The 22,335-nt window shown below is 57.5% G+C and carries 23 protein-coding genes; 17 read left to right on the top strand and 6 right to left on the bottom strand.

Going from position 1 to position 22,335, the window contains the following annotated elements; translation table 11 throughout:
- Positions 1–29 precede the first annotated feature (29 nt).
- The 6 genes from phoB to proY all read left to right on the top strand — a co-directional run bounded on the left by phoB (position 30) and on the right by proY (position 7,414).
- Positions 30–719: a phosphate response regulator transcription factor PhoB gene (phoB, locus tag ABU178_RS05520; protein ID WP_397212778.1), complete on the top strand. Its 690-nt coding sequence runs from the start codon at positions 30–32 to the stop codon at positions 717–719.
- A 14-nt stretch (positions 720–733) separates the two neighbouring features.
- Positions 734–2,047 (top strand): phosphate regulon sensor histidine kinase PhoR, encoded by a 1,314-nt coding sequence (phoR, locus tag ABU178_RS05525; protein WP_397212780.1) that lies wholly within the window; start codon positions 734–736, stop codon positions 2,045–2,047.
- Positions 2,048–2,066: 19 nt separating this feature from the next.
- A complete protein-coding gene (locus tag ABU178_RS05530; protein WP_397212782.1) occupies positions 2,067–2,990 on the top strand; it encodes a PstS family phosphate ABC transporter substrate-binding protein in 924 nt (307 codons plus the stop codon).
- Between the two features lie 178 nt (positions 2,991–3,168).
- Positions 3,169–4,272, top strand: coding sequence for a cobalamin-independent methionine synthase II family protein (locus tag ABU178_RS05535; RefSeq protein ID WP_397212784.1), 1,104 nt, complete (start codon positions 3,169–3,171; stop codon positions 4,270–4,272).
- A gap of 400 nt (positions 4,273–4,672) precedes the next feature.
- On the top strand, positions 4,673–5,992 hold the full coding sequence (brnQ, locus tag ABU178_RS05540; protein WP_397212786.1) for a branched-chain amino acid transporter carrier protein BrnQ: 1,320 nt from the start codon (positions 4,673–4,675) through the stop codon (positions 5,990–5,992).
- A 69-nt stretch (positions 5,993–6,061) separates the two neighbouring features.
- Entirely contained in the window at positions 6,062–7,414 is a 1,353-nt protein-coding gene (gene proY, locus ABU178_RS05545; RefSeq protein WP_397212788.1) for a proline-specific permease ProY, read from the top strand.
- A 28-nt stretch (positions 7,415–7,442) separates the two neighbouring features.
- Here the strand turns inward: proY and ABU178_RS05550 are convergent, their stop codons facing one another.
- The 3 genes from ABU178_RS05550 to ABU178_RS05560 form a co-directional block, all read right to left on the bottom strand.
- Positions 7,443–8,729, bottom strand: a complete 1,287-nt coding sequence (locus tag ABU178_RS05550; protein ID WP_397212790.1) for a histidine-type phosphatase — start codon at positions 8,727–8,729, stop codon at positions 7,443–7,445.
- Between the two features lie 12 nt (positions 8,730–8,741).
- The gene (locus tag ABU178_RS05555; RefSeq protein WP_397212792.1) at positions 8,742–9,545 is read right to left on the bottom strand and encodes an inositol monophosphatase family protein; all 804 of its coding nucleotides are present in this window, start codon (positions 9,543–9,545) and stop codon (positions 8,742–8,744) included.
- 231 nt (positions 9,546–9,776) lie between these two features.
- On the bottom strand, positions 9,777–10,358 hold the full coding sequence (locus tag ABU178_RS05560; protein WP_397212794.1) for an ACP phosphodiesterase: 582 nt from the start codon (positions 10,356–10,358) through the stop codon (positions 9,777–9,779).
- 104 nt (positions 10,359–10,462) lie between these two features.
- Between ABU178_RS05560 and queA the strand changes: the two genes are divergently transcribed.
- The 5 genes from queA (at position 10,463) to secF (ending at position 15,943) form a co-directional block, all read left to right on the top strand.
- Positions 10,463–11,533, top strand: coding sequence for a tRNA preQ1(34) S-adenosylmethionine ribosyltransferase-isomerase QueA (gene queA / locus ABU178_RS05565; RefSeq protein ID WP_397212796.1), 1,071 nt, complete (start codon positions 10,463–10,465; stop codon positions 11,531–11,533).
- 77 nt (positions 11,534–11,610) lie between these two features.
- Complete coding sequence (gene tgt / locus ABU178_RS05570; RefSeq protein WP_397212798.1) at positions 11,611–12,735, top strand: tRNA guanosine(34) transglycosylase Tgt; 1,125 nt, start codon at positions 11,611–11,613, stop codon at positions 12,733–12,735.
- Positions 12,736–12,759: 24 nt separating this feature from the next.
- The gene (gene yajC, locus ABU178_RS05575; protein ID WP_397212800.1) at positions 12,760–13,092 is read left to right on the top strand and encodes a preprotein translocase subunit YajC; all 333 of its coding nucleotides are present in this window, start codon (positions 12,760–12,762) and stop codon (positions 13,090–13,092) included.
- Between the two features lie 24 nt (positions 13,093–13,116).
- Positions 13,117–14,964, top strand: coding sequence for a protein translocase subunit SecD (gene secD / locus ABU178_RS05580; protein WP_397212802.1), 1,848 nt, complete (start codon positions 13,117–13,119; stop codon positions 14,962–14,964).
- Positions 14,965–14,974: 10 nt separating this feature from the next.
- Positions 14,975–15,943 (top strand): protein translocase subunit SecF, encoded by a 969-nt coding sequence (gene secF / locus ABU178_RS05585; protein WP_397212804.1) that lies wholly within the window; start codon positions 14,975–14,977, stop codon positions 15,941–15,943.
- 53 nt (positions 15,944–15,996) lie between these two features.
- Here the strand turns inward: secF and ABU178_RS05590 are convergent, their stop codons facing one another.
- Positions 15,997–16,566, bottom strand: coding sequence for a DUF3251 domain-containing protein (locus tag ABU178_RS05590; protein ID WP_397212806.1), 570 nt, complete (start codon positions 16,564–16,566; stop codon positions 15,997–15,999).
- 21 nt (positions 16,567–16,587) lie between these two features.
- The gene (gene lysM, locus ABU178_RS05595) at positions 16,588–17,025 is read right to left on the bottom strand and encodes a peptidoglycan-binding protein LysM (protein WP_397212808.1); all 438 of its coding nucleotides are present in this window, start codon (positions 17,023–17,025) and stop codon (positions 16,588–16,590) included.
- A 193-nt stretch (positions 17,026–17,218) separates the two neighbouring features.
- Here lysM and nrdR point away from each other — a divergent pair, with 193 nt between their 5' ends.
- The 6 genes from nrdR (at position 17,219) to pgpA (ending at position 21,293) form a co-directional block, all read left to right on the top strand.
- A complete protein-coding gene (gene nrdR / locus ABU178_RS05600; RefSeq protein WP_021185864.1) occupies positions 17,219–17,668 on the top strand; it encodes a transcriptional regulator NrdR in 450 nt (149 codons plus the stop codon).
- Positions 17,669–17,670: 2 nt separating this feature from the next.
- Complete coding sequence (gene ribD, locus ABU178_RS05605; RefSeq protein ID WP_397212810.1) at positions 17,671–18,774, top strand: bifunctional diaminohydroxyphosphoribosylaminopyrimidine deaminase/5-amino-6-(5-phosphoribosylamino)uracil reductase RibD; 1,104 nt, start codon at positions 17,671–17,673, stop codon at positions 18,772–18,774.
- 89 nt (positions 18,775–18,863) lie between these two features.
- A complete protein-coding gene (ribH, locus tag ABU178_RS05610) occupies positions 18,864–19,334 on the top strand; it encodes a 6,7-dimethyl-8-ribityllumazine synthase (protein ID WP_397212812.1) in 471 nt (156 codons plus the stop codon).
- Positions 19,335–19,353: 19 nt separating this feature from the next.
- Positions 19,354–19,773: a transcription antitermination factor NusB gene (nusB, locus tag ABU178_RS05615; protein ID WP_397212814.1), complete on the top strand. Its 420-nt coding sequence runs from the start codon at positions 19,354–19,356 to the stop codon at positions 19,771–19,773.
- A 58-nt stretch (positions 19,774–19,831) separates the two neighbouring features.
- Complete coding sequence (gene thiL / locus ABU178_RS05620) at positions 19,832–20,809, top strand: thiamine-phosphate kinase (RefSeq protein ID WP_397212816.1); 978 nt, start codon at positions 19,832–19,834, stop codon at positions 20,807–20,809.
- Complete coding sequence (gene pgpA / locus ABU178_RS05625; protein WP_397212818.1) at positions 20,787–21,293, top strand: phosphatidylglycerophosphatase A; 507 nt, start codon at positions 20,787–20,789, stop codon at positions 21,291–21,293. The genes thiL and pgpA overlap by 23 nt, the downstream gene beginning before the upstream one ends.
- Positions 21,294–21,332: 39 nt before the next feature.
- On the opposite strand, the gene ABU178_RS05630 is transcribed toward pgpA, so the two are convergent.
- Positions 21,333–22,307, bottom strand: a complete 975-nt coding sequence (locus tag ABU178_RS05630; protein WP_397212820.1) for an aldo/keto reductase — start codon at positions 22,305–22,307, stop codon at positions 21,333–21,335.
- Positions 22,308–22,335: the final 28 nt, after the last annotated feature.

Genomic DNA, 22,335 nt, shown 5'->3' on the forward strand with positions numbered 1-22,335 from the left:
TGATGCCAGTCACATCTGCAGGAGTAATAATGGCTAAGCGCATTTTGGTTGTGGAAGATGAAGCCCCTATCCGTGAAATGTTGTGTTTCGTTCTGGAGCAGAATGATTACCAACCTATCGAAGCGGAAGATTATGACAGCGCGATCGGGAAACTGATTGAACCCTGGCCAGATTTAATTCTGCTCGACTGGATGTTGCCCGGCGGCAGCGGCATACAGTTTATCAAGCATCTGAAGCGCGAAGCGATGACGCGCGATATTCCGGTAATGATGCTTACCGCGCGCGGCGAGGAGGAAGATCGCGTGCGCGGCCTCGAAGTCGGCGCCGATGACTACATCACCAAGCCGTTCTCGCCCAAGGAGCTGATGGCGCGCATCAAAGCGGTAATGCGTCGCATCTCGCCGATGGCGGTGGAAGAGGTGATAGAGATGCAGGGGCTGAGCCTCGATCCTTCATCGCACCGGGTCATGTCGGAAACCCAGCCGCTGGAGATGGGGCCGACGGAGTACAAGCTGCTGCACTTCTTTATGACCCACCCGGAACGCGTTTACAGCCGCGAACAACTGCTGAACCATGTCTGGGGCACCAACGTTTACGTGGAGGATCGTACCGTTGATGTGCATATCCGTCGTTTACGTAAAGCGCTGGAGATCTCCGGCCACGATCGCATGGTGCAAACCGTACGCGGAACCGGGTATCGTTTCTCTGCCCGCTACTGAAGGGAGTCTCAACCGTGCTGGAACGACTCTCCTGGAAGAGATTACTGTCAGAACTCTGTCTGGCCTGCGTACCGGCGCTGATCCTGGGGCTACTGCTGGGCGGGCTGCCCTGGCTGCTGCTGAGCGCCGTGCTGACGGTGCTGTTCTGGCATTTTTATAACCTGATGCGCCTGTCGCACTGGTTATGGATTGACCGCACTATGACGCCGCCCAACGGCCGCGGCAGCTGGGAGCCGCTGTTCTACGGGCTGTATCAGATGCAGCTGCGCAACCGTCGGCGGCGTCGTGAGCTGGGCAATCTGATCAAACGCTTTCGCAGCGGCGCTGAATCCCTGCCCGATGCGGTGGTGCTCACCACCGAAGAGGGTGCCATTTTCTGGTGCAACGGCCTGGCGCAACAGCATCTGGGGCTGCGCTGGCCGGAAGATAACGGCCAGAATATTCTCAACCTGCTGCGCTATCCTGAATTCTCCCGCTATATCCGCCAGCGCGACTTCAACAAGCCGCTGACGCTGGTGTTGAATAATCAGCACCATATGGAGTTCCGCGTGATGCCCTACAGCGAAGGGCAGTGGCTGATGGTGGCGCGTGACGTCACGCAGATGCATCAGCTGGAAGGAGCGCGCCGTAACTTCTTTGCCAACGTCAGCCATGAGCTGCGCACGCCGCTCACGGTGCTGCAGGGTTATCTGGAGATGATGAACGATTCCGTGATGAACGAACGTTCACGCGGCAAGGCGCTGCACACCATGCAGGAGCAGACGCGGCGCATGGACAGTCTGGTGAAACAGCTGCTGACGCTGTCGCGCATTGAGGCGGCGCCCGCCATCAATCTGAAAGAAACGGTGAATGTGCCGATGATGCTGCATCTGTTGCAGCGCGAGGCGGAGACCCTGAGCAGCGGCCGTCACGAGATCCATTTCCATACCGATCCCCATCTCAAGGTGTTCGGCAATGATGAGCAGCTGCGCAGCGCCATTTCCAACCTGGTCTATAACGCGGTAAACCATACGCCGGACGGCACGCGCATTGATATCAGCTGGCTGCGCGACAAACAGGGCGCGCACTTTACCGTATGCGATAACGGACCGGGCATCAGCGCGGAACATCTGCCGCGCCTGACGGAACGTTTCTACCGCGTGGACAAGGCGCGATCGCGCGCCACCGGCGGCAGCGGGCTGGGACTGGCGATTGTGAAGCACGCCCTCAGCCATCATAATTCGCGTCTCGATATCACCAGCGAACCGCATAAAAAAACCTGTTTCACCTTCACTCTGGCGCCGAGGTTGATTGTCACCGCCGGGATGCAGGAGAATGCGGTGCACTGATCGCCACCGGATTCCTGAAATGAGATGTTTTCTGCTGTTAGCCGTTCTGATTTTTCCCGCCGCCTGGGCGCAGCAGAGCACGCTGACGGGCAACCTGAGCAGCGTGGGTTCCGATACGCTTGGCTACCTGATGACGCTCTGGGGAGAGGATTTCAGTGGGCTGTCGCCCGGCGTGAACGTGCAGGTGCAGGCGGCAGGATCCTCAACGGCGCCCACCGCGCTGGCTGCGGGCGCCGCCCAGCTCGGTGCAATGAGCCGTCCGATGCAGGCGGAAGAGCGTCAGCTCTTTGAAGCGAAATATGGCTATCCGCCGCTGGCGGTGCCGGTAGCGATGGATGCGCTGGTGGTGGTGGTCAATCAGGCGAATCCGCTACGGCGCATCGCGCTACAGCAGCTGGATGCGATTTTTTCTGTTACCCGTCTGTGCGGCGCGAACCGCGTGCCGCAGCGCTGGGGCGATCTTGGGCTGACGGAGCCGGGCTGGTCGTCGCGCACCTTTCAGCGCTACGGTCGTAATTCCGCCTCGGGAACCTGGGGGTTTTTCAAACAACAGGCGTTGTGCAAGGGAGATTTCCGCGCCGACGTGGCGGAATTTCCCGGCTCCGCCGCCGTGGTGCAGGCGGTGGCCACCGCGCCGGACAGCATCGGCTATGCCAGCTTTGGCTTTCACCTCAGCGGGGTGAAAATGCTGTCGCTGGAGATGCCCGATGGTGAAACCATTGCTCCGGACGCTGAAACCATCCGCAGCGGCCGCTATCCCTGGTCGCGACCGCTTTACCTTTATGTGAATAAAGCTCCCGGCCAGCCTCTGCCGCCGCTGGTCGCCGCGTTTCTGCAATGGGTGCTTTCACCTCAGGGGCAGCAGCGCGTTACTGAGGCGGGCTACCTGCCGCTGTCCGATGCGCAAATCGCGCAGGCGCGTGCGGCGATCGGACAAAACTGACCGTTTTTCAAACCAAAATGAATTTTTCTCATCGCTACTGAATTTTCTTCGGTTGCAGATGAGGATTCCGCATGTCACTCTTGTTTTAGCCATATAGCCATCCAGATGGCTATAAATAACTCAGCGAAATTATTTCCTGACGCAACTATTGCGTCAACTGCCTTAGCCAGGAGTGATCATGCAAAGAAATAGCGCCCCGTTCCGTGCCGATATCGTCGGCAGTTTCCTGCGTCCTGAAGCGATCAAACAGGCGCGCGAACAGTTCGCCGCCGGTGAGATCGATGCGGCAGCGCTGCGCCTTGTAGAAGATGAGGCGATCCGTGATGTGGTCAACAAACAGCGCGCCAGCGGCCTGAACGTGGTCACCGATGGCGAATTTCGCCGCGCCTGGTGGCATTTTGACTTTTTCGATGGTTTGCAGGGCGTGGAGCGTTATGAGGCCGATCAGGGCATCCAGTTCAACGGCGTGCAGACCAAAGCGCGTGGCGTGCGCGTAACCGGCAAGCTGGGCTTCGGCGATCACCCGATGCTGAACGACTTCCGCTTCCTGCAAAGTGTTGCTGGCGATGCGATGCCGAAAATGACCATTCCAAGCCCGAGCGTGCTGCACTTCCGCGGCGGGCGCAAAATGATCGATGCCGCCGTCTATCCCGATCTCGCGGAATACTTCGACGATCTGGCGCAAACCTACAAAGATGCGATCAAGGCGTTTTACGATGCGGGCTGCCGCTATCTGCAGCTGGACGATACGGTCTGGGCTTATCTCTGCTCGGAAGATCAGAAAAGCCAGATTCGCGCGCGCGGTGAAGACCCGGAAGAGCTGGCGCGCATTTATGCTCGCGTGCTGAACAAGGCGATTGAAGGCAAGCCGGACGACCTGACCATCGGCTTACATGTCTGCCGCGGCAACTTTCGCTCTACCTGGATCTCCGAAGGCGGCTATGAGCCGGTAGCCGAAATCCTGTTCGGCGGCGTTAACATCGATGCCTTTTTCCTTGAGTATGACAATGAGCGCTCGGGCGGGTTTGAGCCGCTGCGCTTTATCAAGCCGGGCCATCAGCAGGTGGTGCTGGGCCTGATTACTACCAAAACCGGTGAGCTGGAAGATCCGGCGCAGGTTAAAGCGCGTCTGGCGGAAGCGGCAAAATATGTCAGCCTCGATCAGATCTGCCTCAGCCCGCAGTGTGGTTTCGCCTCTACGGAAGAGGGCAACAGCCTGAGCGAAACGCAGCAGTGGGAGAAGGTTCGTTTGGTCGTGGATATCGCCAGTCAGGTTTGGTAATGCTGTAAATCTGTGCAGGCAGGCGCGTAAAACGCGCCTTTTGTGCATAAAGCAACGTCAATATGCTGAAATTTCCCACGCACTGTGGAAAAAATAAACACATCATCTGATGTGCTTTCTTTATATGACCATCAGTTCAACTGCTTTATGGTCATTTTCTGCTATATCCTTCTGGTTTTTCGATCCCGTATTGCCTTTCTCCGCTATAAACGTTTTACTTAGCGCCGTTGTCGATTCAGCCCTCAGTGAACAGAACAAAATTAGCTCCACTACCTGCGCTTGAGTTCATGGCGAGCATAAGCAAGGCCTTTGCCTGGCAAGCCGCTGCTTTAGCGTGGGTCGGGTGACAACACAAACCCAACTTCCACCGCAACATCAGCAACAGGCAGTACAGAAGTTTATGACACATCGTTTAACCTCCAAGGATATCCTCGCGCTGGGCTTCATGACCTTTGCCCTGTTTGTTGGCGCAGGCAATATTATTTTTCCCCCTATGGTCGGCATTCAGTCGGGCGAACATGTCTGGACGGCGGCGATCGGCTTTCTGATCACTGCCGTTGGTCTGCCGGTGATGACCGTGATTGCGCTGGCGCGCGTGGGCGGCGGCATCGATGCGCTCAGCTCGCCGATTGGTAAAGCGGCAGGTCTGCTGCTGGCTACCGTCTGCTACCTGGCGGTAGGGCCGCTGTTTGCTACGCCGCGTACCGCGACCGTGTCGTTTGAAGTGGGGATCGCTCCGCTGACCGGCGAAGGCGCCATGCCGCTGTTTATCTATAGCCTGATCTACTTCGCGCTGGTGATTGCCATTTCGCTCTATCCCGGCAAGCTGCTGGATACTGTAGGCCACTTCCTGGCGCCGCTGAAAATCGTCGCCCTGACCGTACTGGGCGTGGCGGCGCTGCTCTGGCCTGCGGGCGGCATCTCTACGGCCACGGCGGACTATCAGCGCGCTGCCTTCTCCAGCGGTTTTGTTAACGGCTATCTCACCATGGATACGCTGGGCGCGCTGGTGTTCGGTATCGTTATCGTGAATGCGGCGCGTTCGCGCGGGGTGGAAAATGCCCGCCTGCTGACGCGCTATACCGTGCTGGCGGGCATCATTGCCGGTATCGGCCTGACGCTGGTTTACCTGAGCCTGTTTAAGCTGGGTTCCGGCAGCGGCGCGCTGGTAGATCAGAACGCCAACGGCGCAGCGATCCTGCATGCCTATGTCCAGCAGACTTTCGGCGGCACCGGCAGCTTCTTCCTCGCCGCGCTGATTTTTATTGCCTGCATGGTGACGGCGGTTGGCCTGACCTGCGCCTGCGCCGAGTTTTTCGCCCAGTATCTGCCGTTTTCTTACAAGACGCTGGTATGTATCCTCGGCCTGTTCTCGATGGTGGTCTCTAACCTGGGCCTCAGCCATCTGATTCAGATCTCTATTCCGGTGCTGACGGCGATCTATCCGCCCTGCATCGTGCTGGTAGTGCTGAGCTTCACCCTGAGCTGGTGGAACAAAAGCAGCCGTATCATTGCGCCGGCTATGCTGGTCAGCCTGCTGTTTGGTATTATTGACGCGGTGAAAACCACCAGCTTTAAAGATGCGCTGCCAGCTTTCTGCCAGCATCTGCCGCTGGCCGATCAGGGACTTTCCTGGCTGCCGCCTGCGCTGGTGATGCTGCTGATGGCGGCGATCGTCGATCGCATCAAAGGACGTGAACAGATCGCCGTACACCAGTAAGCGACACTGCTGTTTTTTTCAACCACGGGCCTGCCCGTGGTTTTTTCATTTCCACAGGTACAGACTGTTATGCAAGAAACCAATACGCTCAAACGCGGACTGAGCACGCGCCACATTCGCTTTATGGCGCTGGGATCGGCGATCGGCACCGGGCTGTTTTACGGCTCAGCGGACGCTATTCAGATGGCCGGGCCGAGCGTGCTGCTGGCCTATATCATTGGTGGCGCGGTGGCTTACATCATCATGCGCGCCCTTGGCGAGATGTCGGTCAATAATCCTCAGGCCAGCTCGTTTTCGCGCTACGCCCAGGATTATCTCGGGCCGCTGGCTGGTTACATTACCGGCTGGACCTACTGTTTTGAAATCCTGATTGTGGCGATTGCCGACGTGACGGCGTTCGGCATCTATATGGGCGTCTGGTTCCCCGAGGTGCCGCACTGGATCTGGGTGCTGAGCGTGGTGCTGATTATCGGCGCGGTTAACCTGATGAGCGTGCGGGTGTTTGGCGAGGTGGAGTTCTGGTTCTCCTTCTTTAAAGTCGCCACCATTATCGTGATGATCCTGGCTGGCTTCGGCATGATTATCTGGGGCATTGGCAACGGCGGCGCGCCAACCGGCATCCATAACCTGTGGAGCAACGGCGGCTTCTTCGCGCATGGCCTGGTGGGAATGCTGCTCTCGCTGCAGATGGTGATGTTTGCCTATGGCGGCATTGAAATCATCGGTATTACGGCGGGCGAAGCGCAAGATCCGGCCACCTCGATTCCGCGCGCCATTAACTCGGTGCCGCTGCGTATTCTGGTGTTTTATGTCGGCACGCTGTTCGTGATTATGTCCATCTATCCCTGGAATCTGGCCGGCACTGCCGGTAGTCCCTTTGTGCTGACGTTCCAGCACCTCGGCATTGCCGCCGCCGCCTCTATTCTGAACTTTGTGGTGCTGACCGCCTCGCTCTCCGCCATCAACAGCGACGTGTTTGGTGTGGGGCGTATGCTGCACGGTATGGCGCAGCAGGGTCATGCGCCGAAGATGTTTATGAAGGTGTCCGGGCGCGGCATTCCGTGGGTGACTGTGGTCGTGATGATGCTGGCGATGTTGATCGCGGTTTATCTGAACTACCTGATGCCGGAAAAAGTGTTTCTGGTTATCGCCTCGCTGGCGACGTTCGCCACCGTCTGGGTCTGGATTATGATTCTGCTGTCGCAGATCGCTTTCCGCCGTAAAATCGGCAAAGAGGCGGCAAGCAAATTGCAGTTTGCGCTGCCGGGCGGCAGTTGGACGGCGGGTGCAGGCGTCCTGTTCCTCTGCTTTATCATCGCGCTCATCGGTTATTTCCCTGATACGCGCATCTCGCTTTACGCCGGTCTGGTGTGGGTGGTTGTGCTGCTGCTGGGTTACCGGCTGGTGCGCAAATCAGCATAAAAAATCGGGCGAGGTTGTCGCCCTTTTTTTAAGGCGATGTCACCGCTGTTTTGAGCAAATAATTTACCGGGATCAGCGCCTGGCGATCCACTGCCTGTTGCCAGCGGGAAAGCAGAGAGTGATAAGGGCATAAGGTGCCGACAGGCGTTATCCGACAGTGGGCTTCATGCCACTCCACGCGCAGCTGTGGATGTTGTGGGGCTGGCGCCTGCAATTGTCGCAGCTGATCCAGACTCTGCGCCTGAAAATAAACGCGTAGAAACCGTTTGCCGCTGCTGCGCTCGCGCCAGCGCTCAAACACCAGACTGCCGCCCGGCGGAATATTGCCGCGTGCATAGCCTGTCAGCTGCCACTGGAAGCCAATCAAGGTGCGCAGCATCGCGATATTGGTGTCGTGAGCCACCAGCAGCAGCCAGCGCGTGTCCGGCAGGGCGGCGTTAGCGTCCGGATCAAGGTTTTCAATCACCGCGTTCAGCAACATTGAGCCGCGCCGCCGCGCCATATAAGGCACGTTATTGCTGAGATCGTCATTGGCGGCAAGCAGCGGCAGCAGCGCGCTGATTTGCGCCGTCCGGCTAATATTGCCAAAAGCGACCTCACTCAGCGGCAGATTTTCGCTCCAGGCGAGCCGCAGCGTCTCCACCATGCTCGCCATGGCGCTCAGCCCCTGCACATAAACGTGACCGCTTTGGGTCTGCTTCAACCGCCAGGGACGATCGAAGAAGGGGCAACTCTCCACAGACTGGCAGACGCTGGCTTTCAGCTGCTGCACGGTGGGCTGTAGCTGACGTTGTAATGCGCTCAGATCGCCAGCCGCCGTGCTGACGGCAACAAGCTCCTGCTGCGGATCCAGTTGGGCCGCCGCAACTTTTTCCGTCTGGAAGAGCGGATCGACATCGCCATCCACATGATGAATCAAGACGTCACAGCCGGGAAACGCGCCCTCCAGAAAGGCCTGAGCCGTAGCGCGCGTGCGCTGCAAAGGACTGGCGCGCACATAGACCGCCTGCGCGTCAGGGCAGCCTGCGGGGATGAGGCCAAGCTGACGATAGTAATCGCCTTCCGCACGCCCTTTATTTACCACTGCCCGGTAGCCGTGGCGGGTCAGTTCGCCATCAGGGACGCTCCAGCGCGGCCAGGCGCGCCGGGTGGCCGCTTCGATCTCCTTACGGGTGCCGGGCGTGGGCGGACGCACGCCGTGTCGGCTGATCTCCACCACCTTTTCCAGCTGCCAGTCGCTTGCCGCGCCCATTGCGGGCGGGCCGGCCAGCCAAAGCGTTAGCAACGATGTCAGAGCGAGCAATGTGTTTTTCATCAGGCCGAGGCGTCAGTCAATCGGGTGCGCCAGCAAGGCTTTGACCTGCGCGTAGATTGCCGCGTTAGCAATAAGCAGCGGGTTGCCCTTTTTCAGGCCGTCCGGCAGATAGTTATTGGCGACGCCGCCCGCTTCGCGCATCAGGACAAGGCCCGGCAGGCTGTCCCAGGGATTCATATGCGGCTCGTAGTAGCCAATCAAACGTCCTGCCGCCGCCCAGGCGCTCATCAGCGCGCCGGATCCGGTGCGAATAAACATGCCGCCCTGCTGTAACAGCGCGGAGAGAAAGGAGAGTAATGTTTCCGGCGGGATGCGGCTGGAAGTGCCGACACCGAGCACGCCTTCGCTCAGATGCTGCGCGGGATGCGCCTGGACACGCGTTTCATTAACCCACGCGCCCTGGCCCTGACGGGCATGAAACATTTCGCGGTGGTTGGGATCGTACACCACGCCGATAACCGCTTCGCCATCCAGCAGCACCGCCAGCGAAACGCACCAGTTATGCAGGCCGTTAAGAAAGCAGCTGGTGCCGTCAATCGGATCAACCACCCAGACATAACGTGCGCCCTCGACATCGCCGCCGCTCTCTTCGCCTAAAAATGCATCATCCGGGAAGCGCTCGGCAACCAGCGTTTTGATAAGCTCTTCGACATTGCGATCGGCCTCACTGACCACATCCTGTAAATCCTTTTTATGCTCGACGACCAGACTCTCCCGCTGCTGATAAAAGGCGTAAGCGCGACTGGCGGCAGCTTTGGCGACGTCACAGGCATAACGATACCGCGCGTCTGTTTCACTCTGCGAAGCTGATGACATCTTTCCCTCTTATGATTTATAACCTTTTCACCGGTAAAAAATGCCTGAACAGGCAGTCTGGCTGTGTGATTTCTTAATCATAGTTAAGCAAGGTTTCATTAAGCCGCAGATAAAAGCGCCTGGCAAGACGAAACAACAGTTGCCTGATTGATTTTTCAGGCTTTCCTGCACATCGCCAGAACAGGGCAGTTGACGGAACGAGAAAACATCAGCCTGGCTACAGGCGTTACCCTACAGTTTTTGCTGACTGGCGAGCGTCATCAGGCGCGGATAAAAAACGAAAAATAATTTTTCAAGCAGCTGATAATGTTCTGTAAAATCAGAATAAGAGTCGCGTAATCTGTGCAGTCTGGGACGACGGCGCGCCATACCGTTCAACACATTTTGCATCCATGTCTGCTCCGCATAACGCTCCAGCCAGCTTTCGCGCCACATAATCTGGTTCAGCTCCTGAAAGGCCACGGGTGTACCGGGCAGCAGCAGCATGATTTCACGCTCGGCACCGGCAGAAAACTGTTTCAGCGTTTGGCCAGGATGCAGCTGCGTCCAGTGCTTAGCAAGAAAATGGTCCCACACCACATCCAGCGTAATGGGCGCGACGCGACGCGTTTCCGCGCGGAACAGGGCGCAGGCCTGACGTACCTCCGGCAGCCGATCGGTCAGGGCGTCGAGACGACGATGCAGAACAATGCCTTCGGCGATGTTGGTCGGCCACTGCGCATGGGGATCGCCCCGTACAAAGTCGGCCATCAGGTTGCCTGTCAGGGAGCTGTCGGCCAGCGTGGCCAGATGAAGATGGGCTAGAAAGTTCATGGCCTATTATAGGCAGTTTCAGCATAGCACAGCCAGTTGTTCAGAAATGCACGCTTTTCCGCTAGACTATGCCGCCTGTTTTTGAGTCCTGAAAGAAGTGAAGCATGCGTGTAGCCGATTTTGCCTTTGAGTTGCCTGAATCATTAATCGCCCATTATCCGCAGGCGCAGCGCAGTGGTTGCCGTCTGCTCTCTCTCGATGGCCCCAGCGGCGCATTAAGCCACGGCGTCTTTACCGACGTGCTGGAGAAACTAAACCCCGGCGATCTGCTGGTATTCAACAATACCCGTGTGATCCCGGCGCGCGTCTTTGGCCGCAAAGCGAGCGGCGGCAAAATTGAAATGCTGGTCGAGCGTATGCTGGACGAGAAGCGCGTGCTGGCGCACGTGCGCGCCTCGAAAGCGCCGAAACCGGGCGCCGCGCTGCTGCTCGGTGACGACGAAAGCGTCAGGGCGACCATGGTGGCGCGTCACGATGCGCTGTTTGAAATTGCCTTTGACGACGATCGCGCGGTGCTGGATATTCTCAACAGCGTCGGGCATATGCCGCTGCCGCCCTATATCGATCGTCCGGATGAAGAGGCGGATCGCGAGCTTTATCAGACCGTCTACAGCGTCCGTCCCGGCGCGGTGGCCGCGCCTACCGCTGGCCTGCACTTCGACGAGCCGCTGCTGCAGGCGTTAAAAGAGAAGGGCGTGGAGATGGCGTTCGTGACGCTGCATGTAGGCGCCGGCACCTTCCAGCCGGTACGCGTGGAAACCATCGAAGATCATACCATGCATGCCGAATATGCCGAGGTGCCGCAGGAAGTTGTGGATGCGGTGCTGGCCTGTAAGGCACGCGGCAATCGGGTGATCGCGGTGGGCACCACTTCGGTGCGTTCGCTGGAAAGCGCGGCGCAGGCGAGCAACGAAGCGCTTATCGCGCCGTTCTTTGATGACACGCAGATCTTTATCTATCCCGGCTACCAGTACCGGGTCATCGATGCGCTGATCACCAATTTCCATCTGCCTGAATCGACGTTGATTATGCTGGTCTCCGCTTTTGCCGGTTATCAGCACACCATGAACGCCTATCAGGAAGCGGTCACAGAAGCGTACCGTTTCTTCAGCTACGGCGACGCAATGTTTATTACGAAGAATCCCCAGGCGCCGCTGGAGCAGGTTGGTGCCTGAATTAACCCGGCGTCGGGCGCTGCCTGACGCCGCTTGTGTAACCTATCACATCGGACTGTTTCTCCGGTGGAGGCAACGTGAAGTTTGAACTTGATACTACCGACGGGCGCGCGCGCCGCGGCCGTCTGATTTTTGATCGCGGCGTGGTGGAAACCCCGGCGTTTATGCCGGTAGGCACCTATGGCACGGTAAAAGGCATGACGCCGGAAGAGGTAAAGGAAACCGGCGCGCAGATTATCCTCGGCAACACTTTCCATCTCTGGCTGCGTCCGGGTCAGGAAATCATGAAGCTGCACGGCGACCTGCACGATTTTATGAACTGGCAGGGGCCGATTCTCACCGATTCCGGCGGCTTCCAGGTGTTTAGCCTGGGCGATATCCGCAAGATCACCGAAGCGGGCGTGCATTTCCGCAACCCGATCAACGGCGATCCGATCTTCCTCGATCCGGAAAAATCGATGGAGATCCAGTACGATCTCGGATCTGACATCGTGATGATCTTTGACGAGTGTACCCCTTACCCGGCGGAGTGGGATTACGCCAAACGCTCGATGGAGATGTCGCTGCGCTGGGCGAAACGCAGCCGCGACCGCTTCGATTCCCTGGAGAATAAAAATGCGCTGTTCGGCATTATTCAGGGCAGCGTTTACGAAGATTTACGAGATGTCTCCGTGAAAGGTCTGGTAGAGATTGGCTTTGATGGGTACGCTGTGGGCGGCCTGGCGGTGGGTGAGCCGAAAGAGGATATGCACCGTATCCTGGAGCATGTCTGCCCGCAGATCCCGCACGACAAACCGCGTTATTTAATGGGCGTCGGCAAACCGGAAGATCTGGTGGAAGGCGTGCGTCGCGGCATCGATATGTTCGACTGCGTAATGCCGACGCGCAACGCCCGTAACGGCCATCTGTTCGTTACTGACGGCGTGGTAAAAATCCGTAACGCGAAGCATAAAGATGATACCTCGCCGCTGGATGCCGAGTGTGATTGTTACACCTGTCGCAATTACAGCCGCGCCTACTTGCATCATCTCGATCGCTGCAACGAAATATTAGGCGCGCGTCTGAATACCATTCACAATCTGCGCTATTACCAGCGTCTGATGGCGGGTTTACGCCAGGCCATCGAAGAAGGTAAATTAGAGCGCTTTGTTAGCGAGTTCTACCAACGGACGGGTAAAGCGGTTCCGCCGTTAAACGTCTGATAATTCATCAATGAGGGAAATTTAATGAGCTTTTTCATTTCTGACGCCGTGGCTGCCGCAGGCGCACCGTCTCAGGGAAGTCCGTATTCTCTGGTGATCATGCTGGTGGTATTTGGTCTGATCTTCTACTTCATGATCCTGCGTCCGCAGCAAAAACGTGGAAAAGAGCACAAGAAGCTGATGGATTCCATTTCTAAAGGCGATGAAGTACTGACCAACGGTGGTCTGGTAGGTCGCGTCACCAAAGTGGCGGAAACCGGTTATATCGCTATCGCTCTGAACGACACCACGGAAGTGGTGATCAAACGTGATTTCGTGGCTGCCGTTCTGCCGAAAGGTACAATGAAGGCGCTGTAATTTTTCTTCCCTAAGGGAACTGCCGTGTTAAACCGTTATCCTTTGTGGAAGTATCTGATGCTGATCGTCGTGATTATCGTCGGTCTGCTCTATGCGCTTCCCAACCTTTATGGTGAGGATCCGGCCGTTCAGATCACTGGCGCGCGCGGTGCCGCCGCCAGTGAGCAAACGTTGGATCAGATCCAGAACGTCTTAAAACAAGATAATATCCAGAGCAAATCGCTCGCGCTGGAAAACGGCGCCATCCTGGCGCGCTTTGCTGATACGGATGTCCAGTTACGCGCCCGTGAAGCGATAGTGCAGGCGCTGGGCGAAGACTACGTTGTTGCGCTTAACCTGGCGCCAGCCACCCCGCGCTGGTTGAGCATGCTGGCGGCGGAGCCGATGAAGCTGGGTCTCGACCTGCGCGGCGGCGTGCACTTCCTGATGGAAGTGGATATGGATACGGCGTTAGGCAAACTGCAGGAGCAGAATGCTGACAGCCTGCGTAGCGATCTGCGCGAGAAAGGAATCCCCTATACCAATGTCGGTAAGCTCGATAACTATGGCGTAGAAATTCGTTTCCGTGACGGCGCCAGTCGTGACGATGCCGTTAACTACCTCTCTTCCCGTCATCGCGATCTGGTGATCAACGGCAGCGGCAGCAATGCGTTGCGCGCGGTCATGAGCGACGACCGTCTGCGTGAAGCGCGTGAATATGCGGTTCAGCAGAACATCAACATCCTGCGCAACCGTGTTAACCAACTGGGTGTGGCGGAGCCGCTGGTTCAGCGTCAGGGTTCCGATCGTATCGTGGTTGAGCTGCCGGGTATTCAGGATACCGCTCGCGCCAAAGAGATTCTCGGGGCGACCGCTACGCTGGAATTCCGTCTGGTCAACAGCAGCGTTGATCCCACGGCCGCGGCAAACGGTCGCGTACCGGGCGATTCGGAAGTGAAGAAAACGCGTGACGGCCAGCCGGTTGTGCTTTATAAGCGCGTGATCCTCACCGGCGACCATATTACCGATTCCACCTCCAGCATGGATGAGTACAACCAGCCGCAGGTCAATATCTCGCTTGATGGCGCAGGCGGCAACGCCATGTCTGACTTCACCAGGGACAACATCGGCAAGCCGATGGCGACTCTGTTTGTGGAGTACAAAGACAGCGGCAAGAAAGATGCCAATGGCCGGGCGATTCTGGAGAAGCAGGAAGAGGTGATCAACGTCGCGAATATTCAGTCGCGTCTTGGCAACAGCTTCCGCATTACCGGCATCAACAACCCGAACGAAGCGCGTCAGCTCTCGCTGCTGCTGCGTGCCGGCGCGCTGATTGCGCCGATCCAGATTGTTGAAGAGCGCACCATCGGCCCGACCATGGGACAGCAGAACATCAATCAGGGGCTTCACGCCTGCTTGTGGGGGCTGATCGCCTCGATCGTGTTTATGGTGGTCTGGTATAAGAAGTTTGGCGTGATCGCCACCTCGGCGCTGATTGCCAACCTGGTGCTGATTGTCGGCATTATGTCGCTGCTGCCGGGCGCCACGCTTACCATGCCGGGTATTGCCGGTATCGTGCTGACGCTGGCGGTGGCGGTGGATGCCAACGTACTGATAAACGAACGTATCAAAGAAGAGCTGAAAAATGGCCGCTCGGTGCAACAGGCGATCCATGAAGGCTATAAAGGTGCGTTCTCCAGTATCGTTGACGCCAACGTCACCACGCTGATCACGGCGATCATTCTGTATGCCGTCGGTACCGGCTCAATTAAAGGCTTTGCGATCACTACCGCCATCGGCGTGGTGACCTCAATGTTCACGGCGATTGTCGGTACGCGTGCCATCGTCAACCTGTTGTACGGCGGCAAACGCATCAACAAGCTGTCTATCTGAGGAGTGCGTTGTGGCACAGCAACATAGTGTTGAACAATTGAACTACGGTCGTAAAGTCCATGACTTTATGCGCTGGGACAAGCTGGCCTTTACCCTGTCGGGCCTGCTGCTGATCGCTTCGGTGATCATTATGGGCGTGCGCGGCTTTAACTGGGGGCTCGATTTCACCGGCGGTACGGTGATTGAGATAAGCCTTGAGAAGCCGGCCAATCTCGATACGCTGCGCGGGTCGCTGGTGCAGTCCGGCTTCGTTGAGCCGCAGGTGCAGAACTTCGGCAGCAGCCGCGACGTGATCGTGCGTTTGTCGCCGAATGCCGGTAATGCGGGGCAGGAGCTGGGCAGCAAGGTGGTGTCGGTGATTAACCAGGCCACCAGCCAGAACGCCAACGTTAAGCGTATTGAGTTTGTCGGGCCGAGCGTGGGCAGCGATCTGGCGCAGGCGGGCAGCATGGCGCTGCTGGTGGCGTTGATCTCTATCCTGATTTACGTGGGTTTTCGCTTTGAGTGGCGACTGGCGCTTGGCGCCGTGCTGGCGCTGGCGCACGACGTAATTATTACGCTGGGCGTGCTGTCGCTGTTCCATATCGAGATTGACCTGACCATCATCGCCTCGCTGATGTCGGTTATCGGTTACTCGCTGAACGACAGTATCGTGGTCTCGGACCGTATCCGTGAAAACTTCCGTCGCATTCGTCGCGGTACGCCGTACGAAATTGTGAACGTTTCACTGACGCAAACCCTGAGCCGTACCATCATGACTTCAGCCACGACCCTGGTGGTAGTGCTGATGCTGTTCATCTTTGGCGGCGAGCTGCTGAAAGGCTTCTCGCTGACCATGTTGATCGGTGTGTCGATCGGTACAATTTCATCTATCTACGTGGCCTCAGCGCTGGCGCTGAAGCTGGGTATGAAGCGTGAACATATGCTGGTGCAGAAGGTAGAAAAAGAGGGCGCCGATCAGCCTTCAATCATGCCGTAAAGCATTGCCATAGCGTCAATAAACGGGCTGCCTGCGGGCGGCCCGTTTTTTTGCTAAGGCTTCGTTGACTCAGGGGCAGCGGAGGATTTGGCGACCACATCATGCACGCGCACAAAACCCAGCTCTCCTGGCGTCAGTCCGCTCAAACGTAGCGGTACGATGATGGACGATTTGGGCAACAGCGTGGCCGGTACCGTTATGGTCTGGCTCAGCGTTCCGGCGCTCAACGGCTTACCGCTGGCGGCATCCAGTTCTCCCCACTCTACGCTGGCGGTAAGCGCGGGCAAAGGCTGCTCGCCGGCTGCGCGAACGTTGAGATTCGCGCGCGTGCCGCTCGCTTCACTTTCTACCTGAGTAAGTGAAAGGCGCAGCTCGCCCAACTGCGTTTGCAGCACTACCGCACTGTTGGCCTGCGGCAGCAGCCAGGCACCCTGTTCAGAGTGGCTGTTCAGCAAATTTTGCTGCTCCAGCGCCGTGGCCTGGCTGGTCAGCTGACGCATCTCCTGATTGAGTTGACTGACTTCCTGATGCAGCTGTTTCACTTTGGGTGAAGCAGGCGTCGAGCTGCATCCGCTCAGCACCAGCAGCGAAAGCGCGACCGGCGCCCAAACCGTCCTGATCATAACAAGCTGTCCTTTCTGACGTTATTTAGGAATACGTAAAACCTGACCGGGATAGATTTTATCCGGATGCGTCAGCATCGGCTTGTTCGCTTCGAAGATCTTGTTGTATTCATTGGCATTTCCATATACCTGTTTTGAAATAGCGCTCAGCGTATCGCCTTTTTTCACCGTGTAGAGTTCCGCTTCCGGCGCGCTCTGCGCGACGTTGACGTTATCTTCCACTTTGGTGATGCCCGCGACGTTACCTGCCGCAACGAGAATTTTTTCTTTCAGCTCCTGAGAAATGGCGTCGCCGCTCAGCGTGACGGTATCTCCTTTTACATCGACGTTCACTTTGTCACTGTCCGGCAGGCCAAGCTTGTTGATGTGATCCTGCAGTTTTTTACTTTGGTCATCACCACCGGAGACCGCATCCCACAGTTTTTCGCCCGCTTCTTTGACAAAATTAAACAGACCCATAATACCTCCTGATTATTTCTTCGGTTAGTGTGCCGCAACGTACGGCTTGTTAAGCATAGCGGTTTTTGCCGTGACTGACCGAATCTGGCGTTCAGGCTGTGAGCCTGACAGCGGAAAGGCACGGGAATACATTTTGTTGCTTAACAGTTCGCGTTACACTGTATGGCCCATTTATCTCGCGTCAGGAAACGTCATGCATTGCCCATTCTGCTCCGCTGTGGACACCAAAGTGATTGATTCTCGTCTGGTCAGTGAAGGATCTTCAGTGCGGCGTCGCCGCCAGTGCCTGGTCTGCCATGAGCGCTTTACCACCTTTGAAGTGGCCGAGCTGGTGATGCCGCGCGTGGTGAAAAGCAACGATGTGCGTGAACCCTTCAACGAAGATAAACTCAGCAGCGGCATGATGAAGGCGCTGGAGAAGCGTCCGGTCAGCGCTGACGCAGTGGAAAGCGCCGTTAATCATATTAAAACGCAGCTGCGCGCCACCGGTGAACGGGAGATCCCCAGTAAGCTGATTGGCAATCTGGTGATGGATGAGCTGAAAAAGCTCGATAAGGTCGCCTACATTCGCTTTGCCTCGGTGTATCGCAGCTTTGAGGATATCCGTGATTTTGGCGAAGAGATCGCCCGGCTGCAGGATTGACTATGCAAGATGAACGCTACATGGCGCGCGCGCTGGAGCTGGCGCGGCGCGGTCGTTTTACCACCACACCCAATCCCAATGTCGGCTGCGTGATTGTACGCGACGGCACGATCGTCGGGGAGGGCTGGCATCAGCGCGCCGGAGAGCCTCATGCCGAAGTGCATGCGCTGCGTATGGCCGGTGAAAAAGCGCGCGGCGCAACGGCTTACGTGACGCTGGAGCCTTGCAGCCACTTTGGCCGCACGCCACCCTGCTGCGATGCGCTGATTGCCGCAGGCGTCAGCCGCGTAGTGGCGGCGATGCAGGATCCCAATCCGCAGGTTGCCGGGCGCGGGCTTTATCGCCTGCAACAGGCGGGCATCGAGGTCAGCCACGGGTTGATGATGGCGGAGGCGGAAGCGCTCAACCGCGGCTTTCTGAAACGTATGCGCACCGGTTTTCCCTTTATTCAACTCAAGCTGGGCGCTTCGCTTGATGGCCGCACCGCGATGGCCAGCGGCGAAAGCCAGTGGATTACTTCCGCAGCGGCGCGGCGCGACGTACAGCGTCTGCGTGCGCAAAGCTCAGCCATTCTCAGCACCAGCGCCACGGTACTGGCGGACAATCCCGCCCTGACGGTGCGCTGGCCGGAGCTGGATAGCGAAACCCGCGAAATGCTGCCGGAAGCGCAGCTGCGCCAGCCGGTACGCATCATTATCGACAGCGATAATCGCGTCACGCCGCAGCACAAGCTGATCCATCAGCCAGGCAGTAGCTGGCTGATGCGCCAGACGCCGGACGAGGCTGGCTGGCCCGAGAGCGTGACGCAGATTGCGGTGCCCGAGGTCAATCATCAGCTGGATCTGGTGGCGATGATGCTGCTGCTGGGCCAGCGTCAGATGAATAGTATCTGGGTGGAAGCGGGCGCGACGCTGGCCGGCGCGCTGCTGCGCGCAGGATTAGTGGATGAACTGATTGTCTACCTGGCGCCGAAGCTGCTGGGTAACGCCGCGCGCGGCCTGTGTGAACTGCCAGGCTTAACGCAACTCACTGATGCTCCGGAATTTTCTTTTAGCGATGTTCGTCAGGTCGGCGACGATCTGCGCCTGACGCTGACGCCGCGCTAACCTGTGCGGAAAAGCGAGAGCACGTCGCTAAAGAGTGTGATAGAATCCGCCCCCCTGCGGGGCCATAACAAAACCCTGAAAGGATAAGTATGAAAGTTATCGAAGCTGCTGTTGCCACGCCCGATGCTAACGTTGCCATCGTGATTGCGCGTTTTAACAACTTCATCAATGACAGCCTGCTGGATGGCGCGATCGATGCTCTGAAACGTATCGGTCAGGTGAAAGATGAAAACATCACCGTCGTCTGGGTACCGGGTGCGTATGAACTGCCGCTGGCCGCCCGCGCGCTGGCCAAAACCGGTAAACACGATGCGGTAATCGCTCTGGGAACCGTTATCCGTGGCGGCACTGCCCATTTTGAATATGTTGCCGGCGAAGCCAGTTCTGGTATCGCCAGCGTCGCTATGAACAGTGAGATCCCGGTCGCCTTTGGCGTGCTGACCACTGAGAATATCGAGCAGGCCATTGAACGTGCCGGCACCAAAGCGGGTAACAAAGGCGCCGAAGCGGCCCTTACCGCACTTGAAATGATTAACGTATTGAAAGCCATCAAAGCCTGATTTTTGTAAGGGGAATTTTGTGAAACCTGCTGCTCGTCGTCGCGCCCGTGAATGCGCTGTCCAGGCGCTTTACTCCTGGCAGCTGTCCAAAAACGACATTGCCGATGTGGAATACCAGTTTCTGGCGGAACAGGACGTGAAAGACGTCGATATTACTTACTTCCGTGAATTGCTGGCCGGTGTGGCGACTAACAGCGCATACCTTGATGGCTTGATGAAGCCTTACCTGTCGCGTCAGCTGGAAGAGCTGGGCCAGGTAGAAAAAGCCATCCTGCGCATTTCGCTCTATGAGCTAAGCAAGCGCGACGATGTGCCTTATAAAGTGGCCATCAACGAAGGTATTGAGCTGGCGAAAGTGTTCGGCGCAGAAGACAGCCATAAATTTGTGAATGGCGTGCTGGACAAAGCGGCTCCACAGATTCGACCAAACAGAAAATAATGCTGTTTAAGGCCGGTTCGCCGGCCTTTTTCTTTCAGGGGTTTAGCGGAACGCAATTATGGCTTGTGGCGAATTTGAACTCATCGCACGTTATTTCAATCGCGTTACCAGTTCCCGCCGGGATGTCGAGAAGGGAATCGGTGACGACTGCGCATTGCTGAAGGTGCCGGATAAACAGACGCTGGCTATCAGCACCGATACGCTGGTCGCAGGCGTGCATTTTCTGCGTGATATCCATCCGGCCGATTTAGGTTATAAAGCGCTGGCGGTTAACCTGAGCGATCTGGCCGCCATGGGCGCCGACCCGGCCTGGTTAACCCTGGCGCTGACGCTGCCTGAAGTCAACGAAAGCTGGCTGCAGGCGTTCAGCGACAGTTTGTTTGAGATGCTCGACTATTACGATATGCAGCTGATCGGCGGCGACACCACGCGCGGTCCGCTCAGCATGACCTTGGGCATTCACGGCCTGGTGCCGACCGGACGGGCGCTGAAACGCTCGGGCGCGCGTCCCGGCGACTGGATTTTCGTTACCGGCTCGCTGGGCGACAGCGCGGCGGGGCTGGCGCTGTTGCAGCACCACATTCGTATTCAGGATCCGGCGGTGCATGAGGCGCTGATCAAGCGCCATCTGCGTCCGATGCCGCGTATTTTACAAGGCCAGGCGCTGCGTAATCTGGCGTCGTCCGCCATCGATCTCTCCGACGGTTTGATCTCCGATCTCGGTCATATCCTTGCCGCCAGCCACTGCGGCGCGCGCATCCACATTGAGACGCTGCCGCTTTCACCGGCACTGCGCGATCATTTTGATGTTGACCAGACCTTACGCTGGGCGCTGAGCGGCGGCGAAGATTATGAGTTGTGCTTTACCGTGCCGGAAATGCACCGTGGGGCGCTGGATGTCGCCTTAGGCCACCTTGGCGTGCCCCTTACCTGTATCGGCCAGATTGTGCCGGAATCGGAAGGGTTTACCTTGCTGGATAACGGTAAGCCGTTCAGGTTTGAGCAAAAAGGATTTGATCATTTTGCCATTAGATAAAGATGTCGCGAAAGGCCGCCTGCGGCTGAACAATCCCTGGCATTTGCTGGCAACCGGCTTCGGCAGCGGCTTAAGCCCCTGGGTGCCGGGTACCATGGGATCGCTGGCCGCAATCCCGTTCTGGTGGCTGATGACCTTTTTGCCGCTGCAGATTTATTCGCTGCTGGTGATGGTAGGGATTAGCCTGGGCGTCTATATCTGTCATCGCACCGCCAAAGATATGGGCGTGCACGATCACGGCAGCATCGTCTGGGATGAGTTTATCGGCATGTGGATTACCCTGATGGCGATCCCGACGATGAGCTGGCACTGGGTACTGGCGGGCTTCGTTATATTCCGCATTTTCGATATGTGGAAGCCCTGGCCGATCCGCTGGTTTGATCGCAACGTGCATGGCGGGATGGGCATTATGGTGGACGATATTATTGCCGGTGTGATTTCCGCCGGAATCCTCTATCTGATTGGACACCACTGGCCGCTGTAATTTGCGCGGCCCCGATGCGGGCCGCGTGTTTCACTCAGGTTACTCAAATCCCACAACCGGATGCGGCTGATAAGCCTCTTCCAGGGCGGCGATCTCGTCAGCGTCAAGCTCAACCTCAACTGCCTTCACCAAATCCGCCAGCTGCTCTTCGCGCGAGGCGCCGATAATCGGCGCGGTTACCGTGCGTTTGCTCAGCATCCAGGCGAGGGCGATTTGCGCGCGGCTGACGCCTTTCTGATTTGCCAGCGCCTCGACCTGTCCGGCGATAGCGGCATCGTTCTCTTCCGTGTGGCTGTAAAGCGTCTTGCCATATTCGTCGGTGTTGGAGCGCGCGGTCGTTTCGCCCCAGGGACGCGTTAAGCGACCGCGAGCCAGCGGGCTCCACGGCAGTACGGCGATATTCTCCGCCTGGCAGAGCGGGTGCATCTCGCGCTCCTCTTCACGCTGAATCAGGTTGTACTGATCCTGCATGCTGACAAAGCGCGCCCAGCCGTAGCGATCCTGAGTGTAAATGGCTTTGGCAAACTGCCATGCGTACATTGACGACGCGCCGATATAACGCGCTTTTCCCGCCTTTACCACATCGTTTAACGCTTCCAGCGTCTCTTCCAGCGGCGTCTCGTAATCCCAACGATGAATCTGCAGCAGATCTACATATTCCATGCCGAGTCGGGAAAGGCTGTCATCAATGGATTGCAGAATGTTAGCGCGTGACAGGCCCTTCGACAGATTAATGGTCGGGAAATAGACTTTGGTGGCAACCACTATGTCATCACGGCGCGCATACTCTTTCAGCGCGCGGCCCACGATCTCTTCGCTGCTGCCGCCGGAATAGCTGTTTGCGGTATCGAAAAAGTTGATGCCCGCCTCCAGCGCCTGCTTAATCAGCGGGCGGCTGCGCTCTTCAGGCAGCGTCCAGGCGTGGTTGCCGCGATCGGGTTCGCCAAAGGTCATGCAGCCCAGACAGAGACGTGAAACCTGTAGATCGGTAGTGCCCAGTTGTACGGTTTTCATTGTGGCTCCTGCGCTATTTCGGGAATGA

The organism is Pantoea osteomyelitidis, from assembly GCF_044342975.1.
In the GTDB taxonomy this organism is placed as follows: Bacteria; Pseudomonadota; Gammaproteobacteria; order Enterobacterales; family Enterobacteriaceae; genus Pantoea; species Pantoea osteomyelitidis.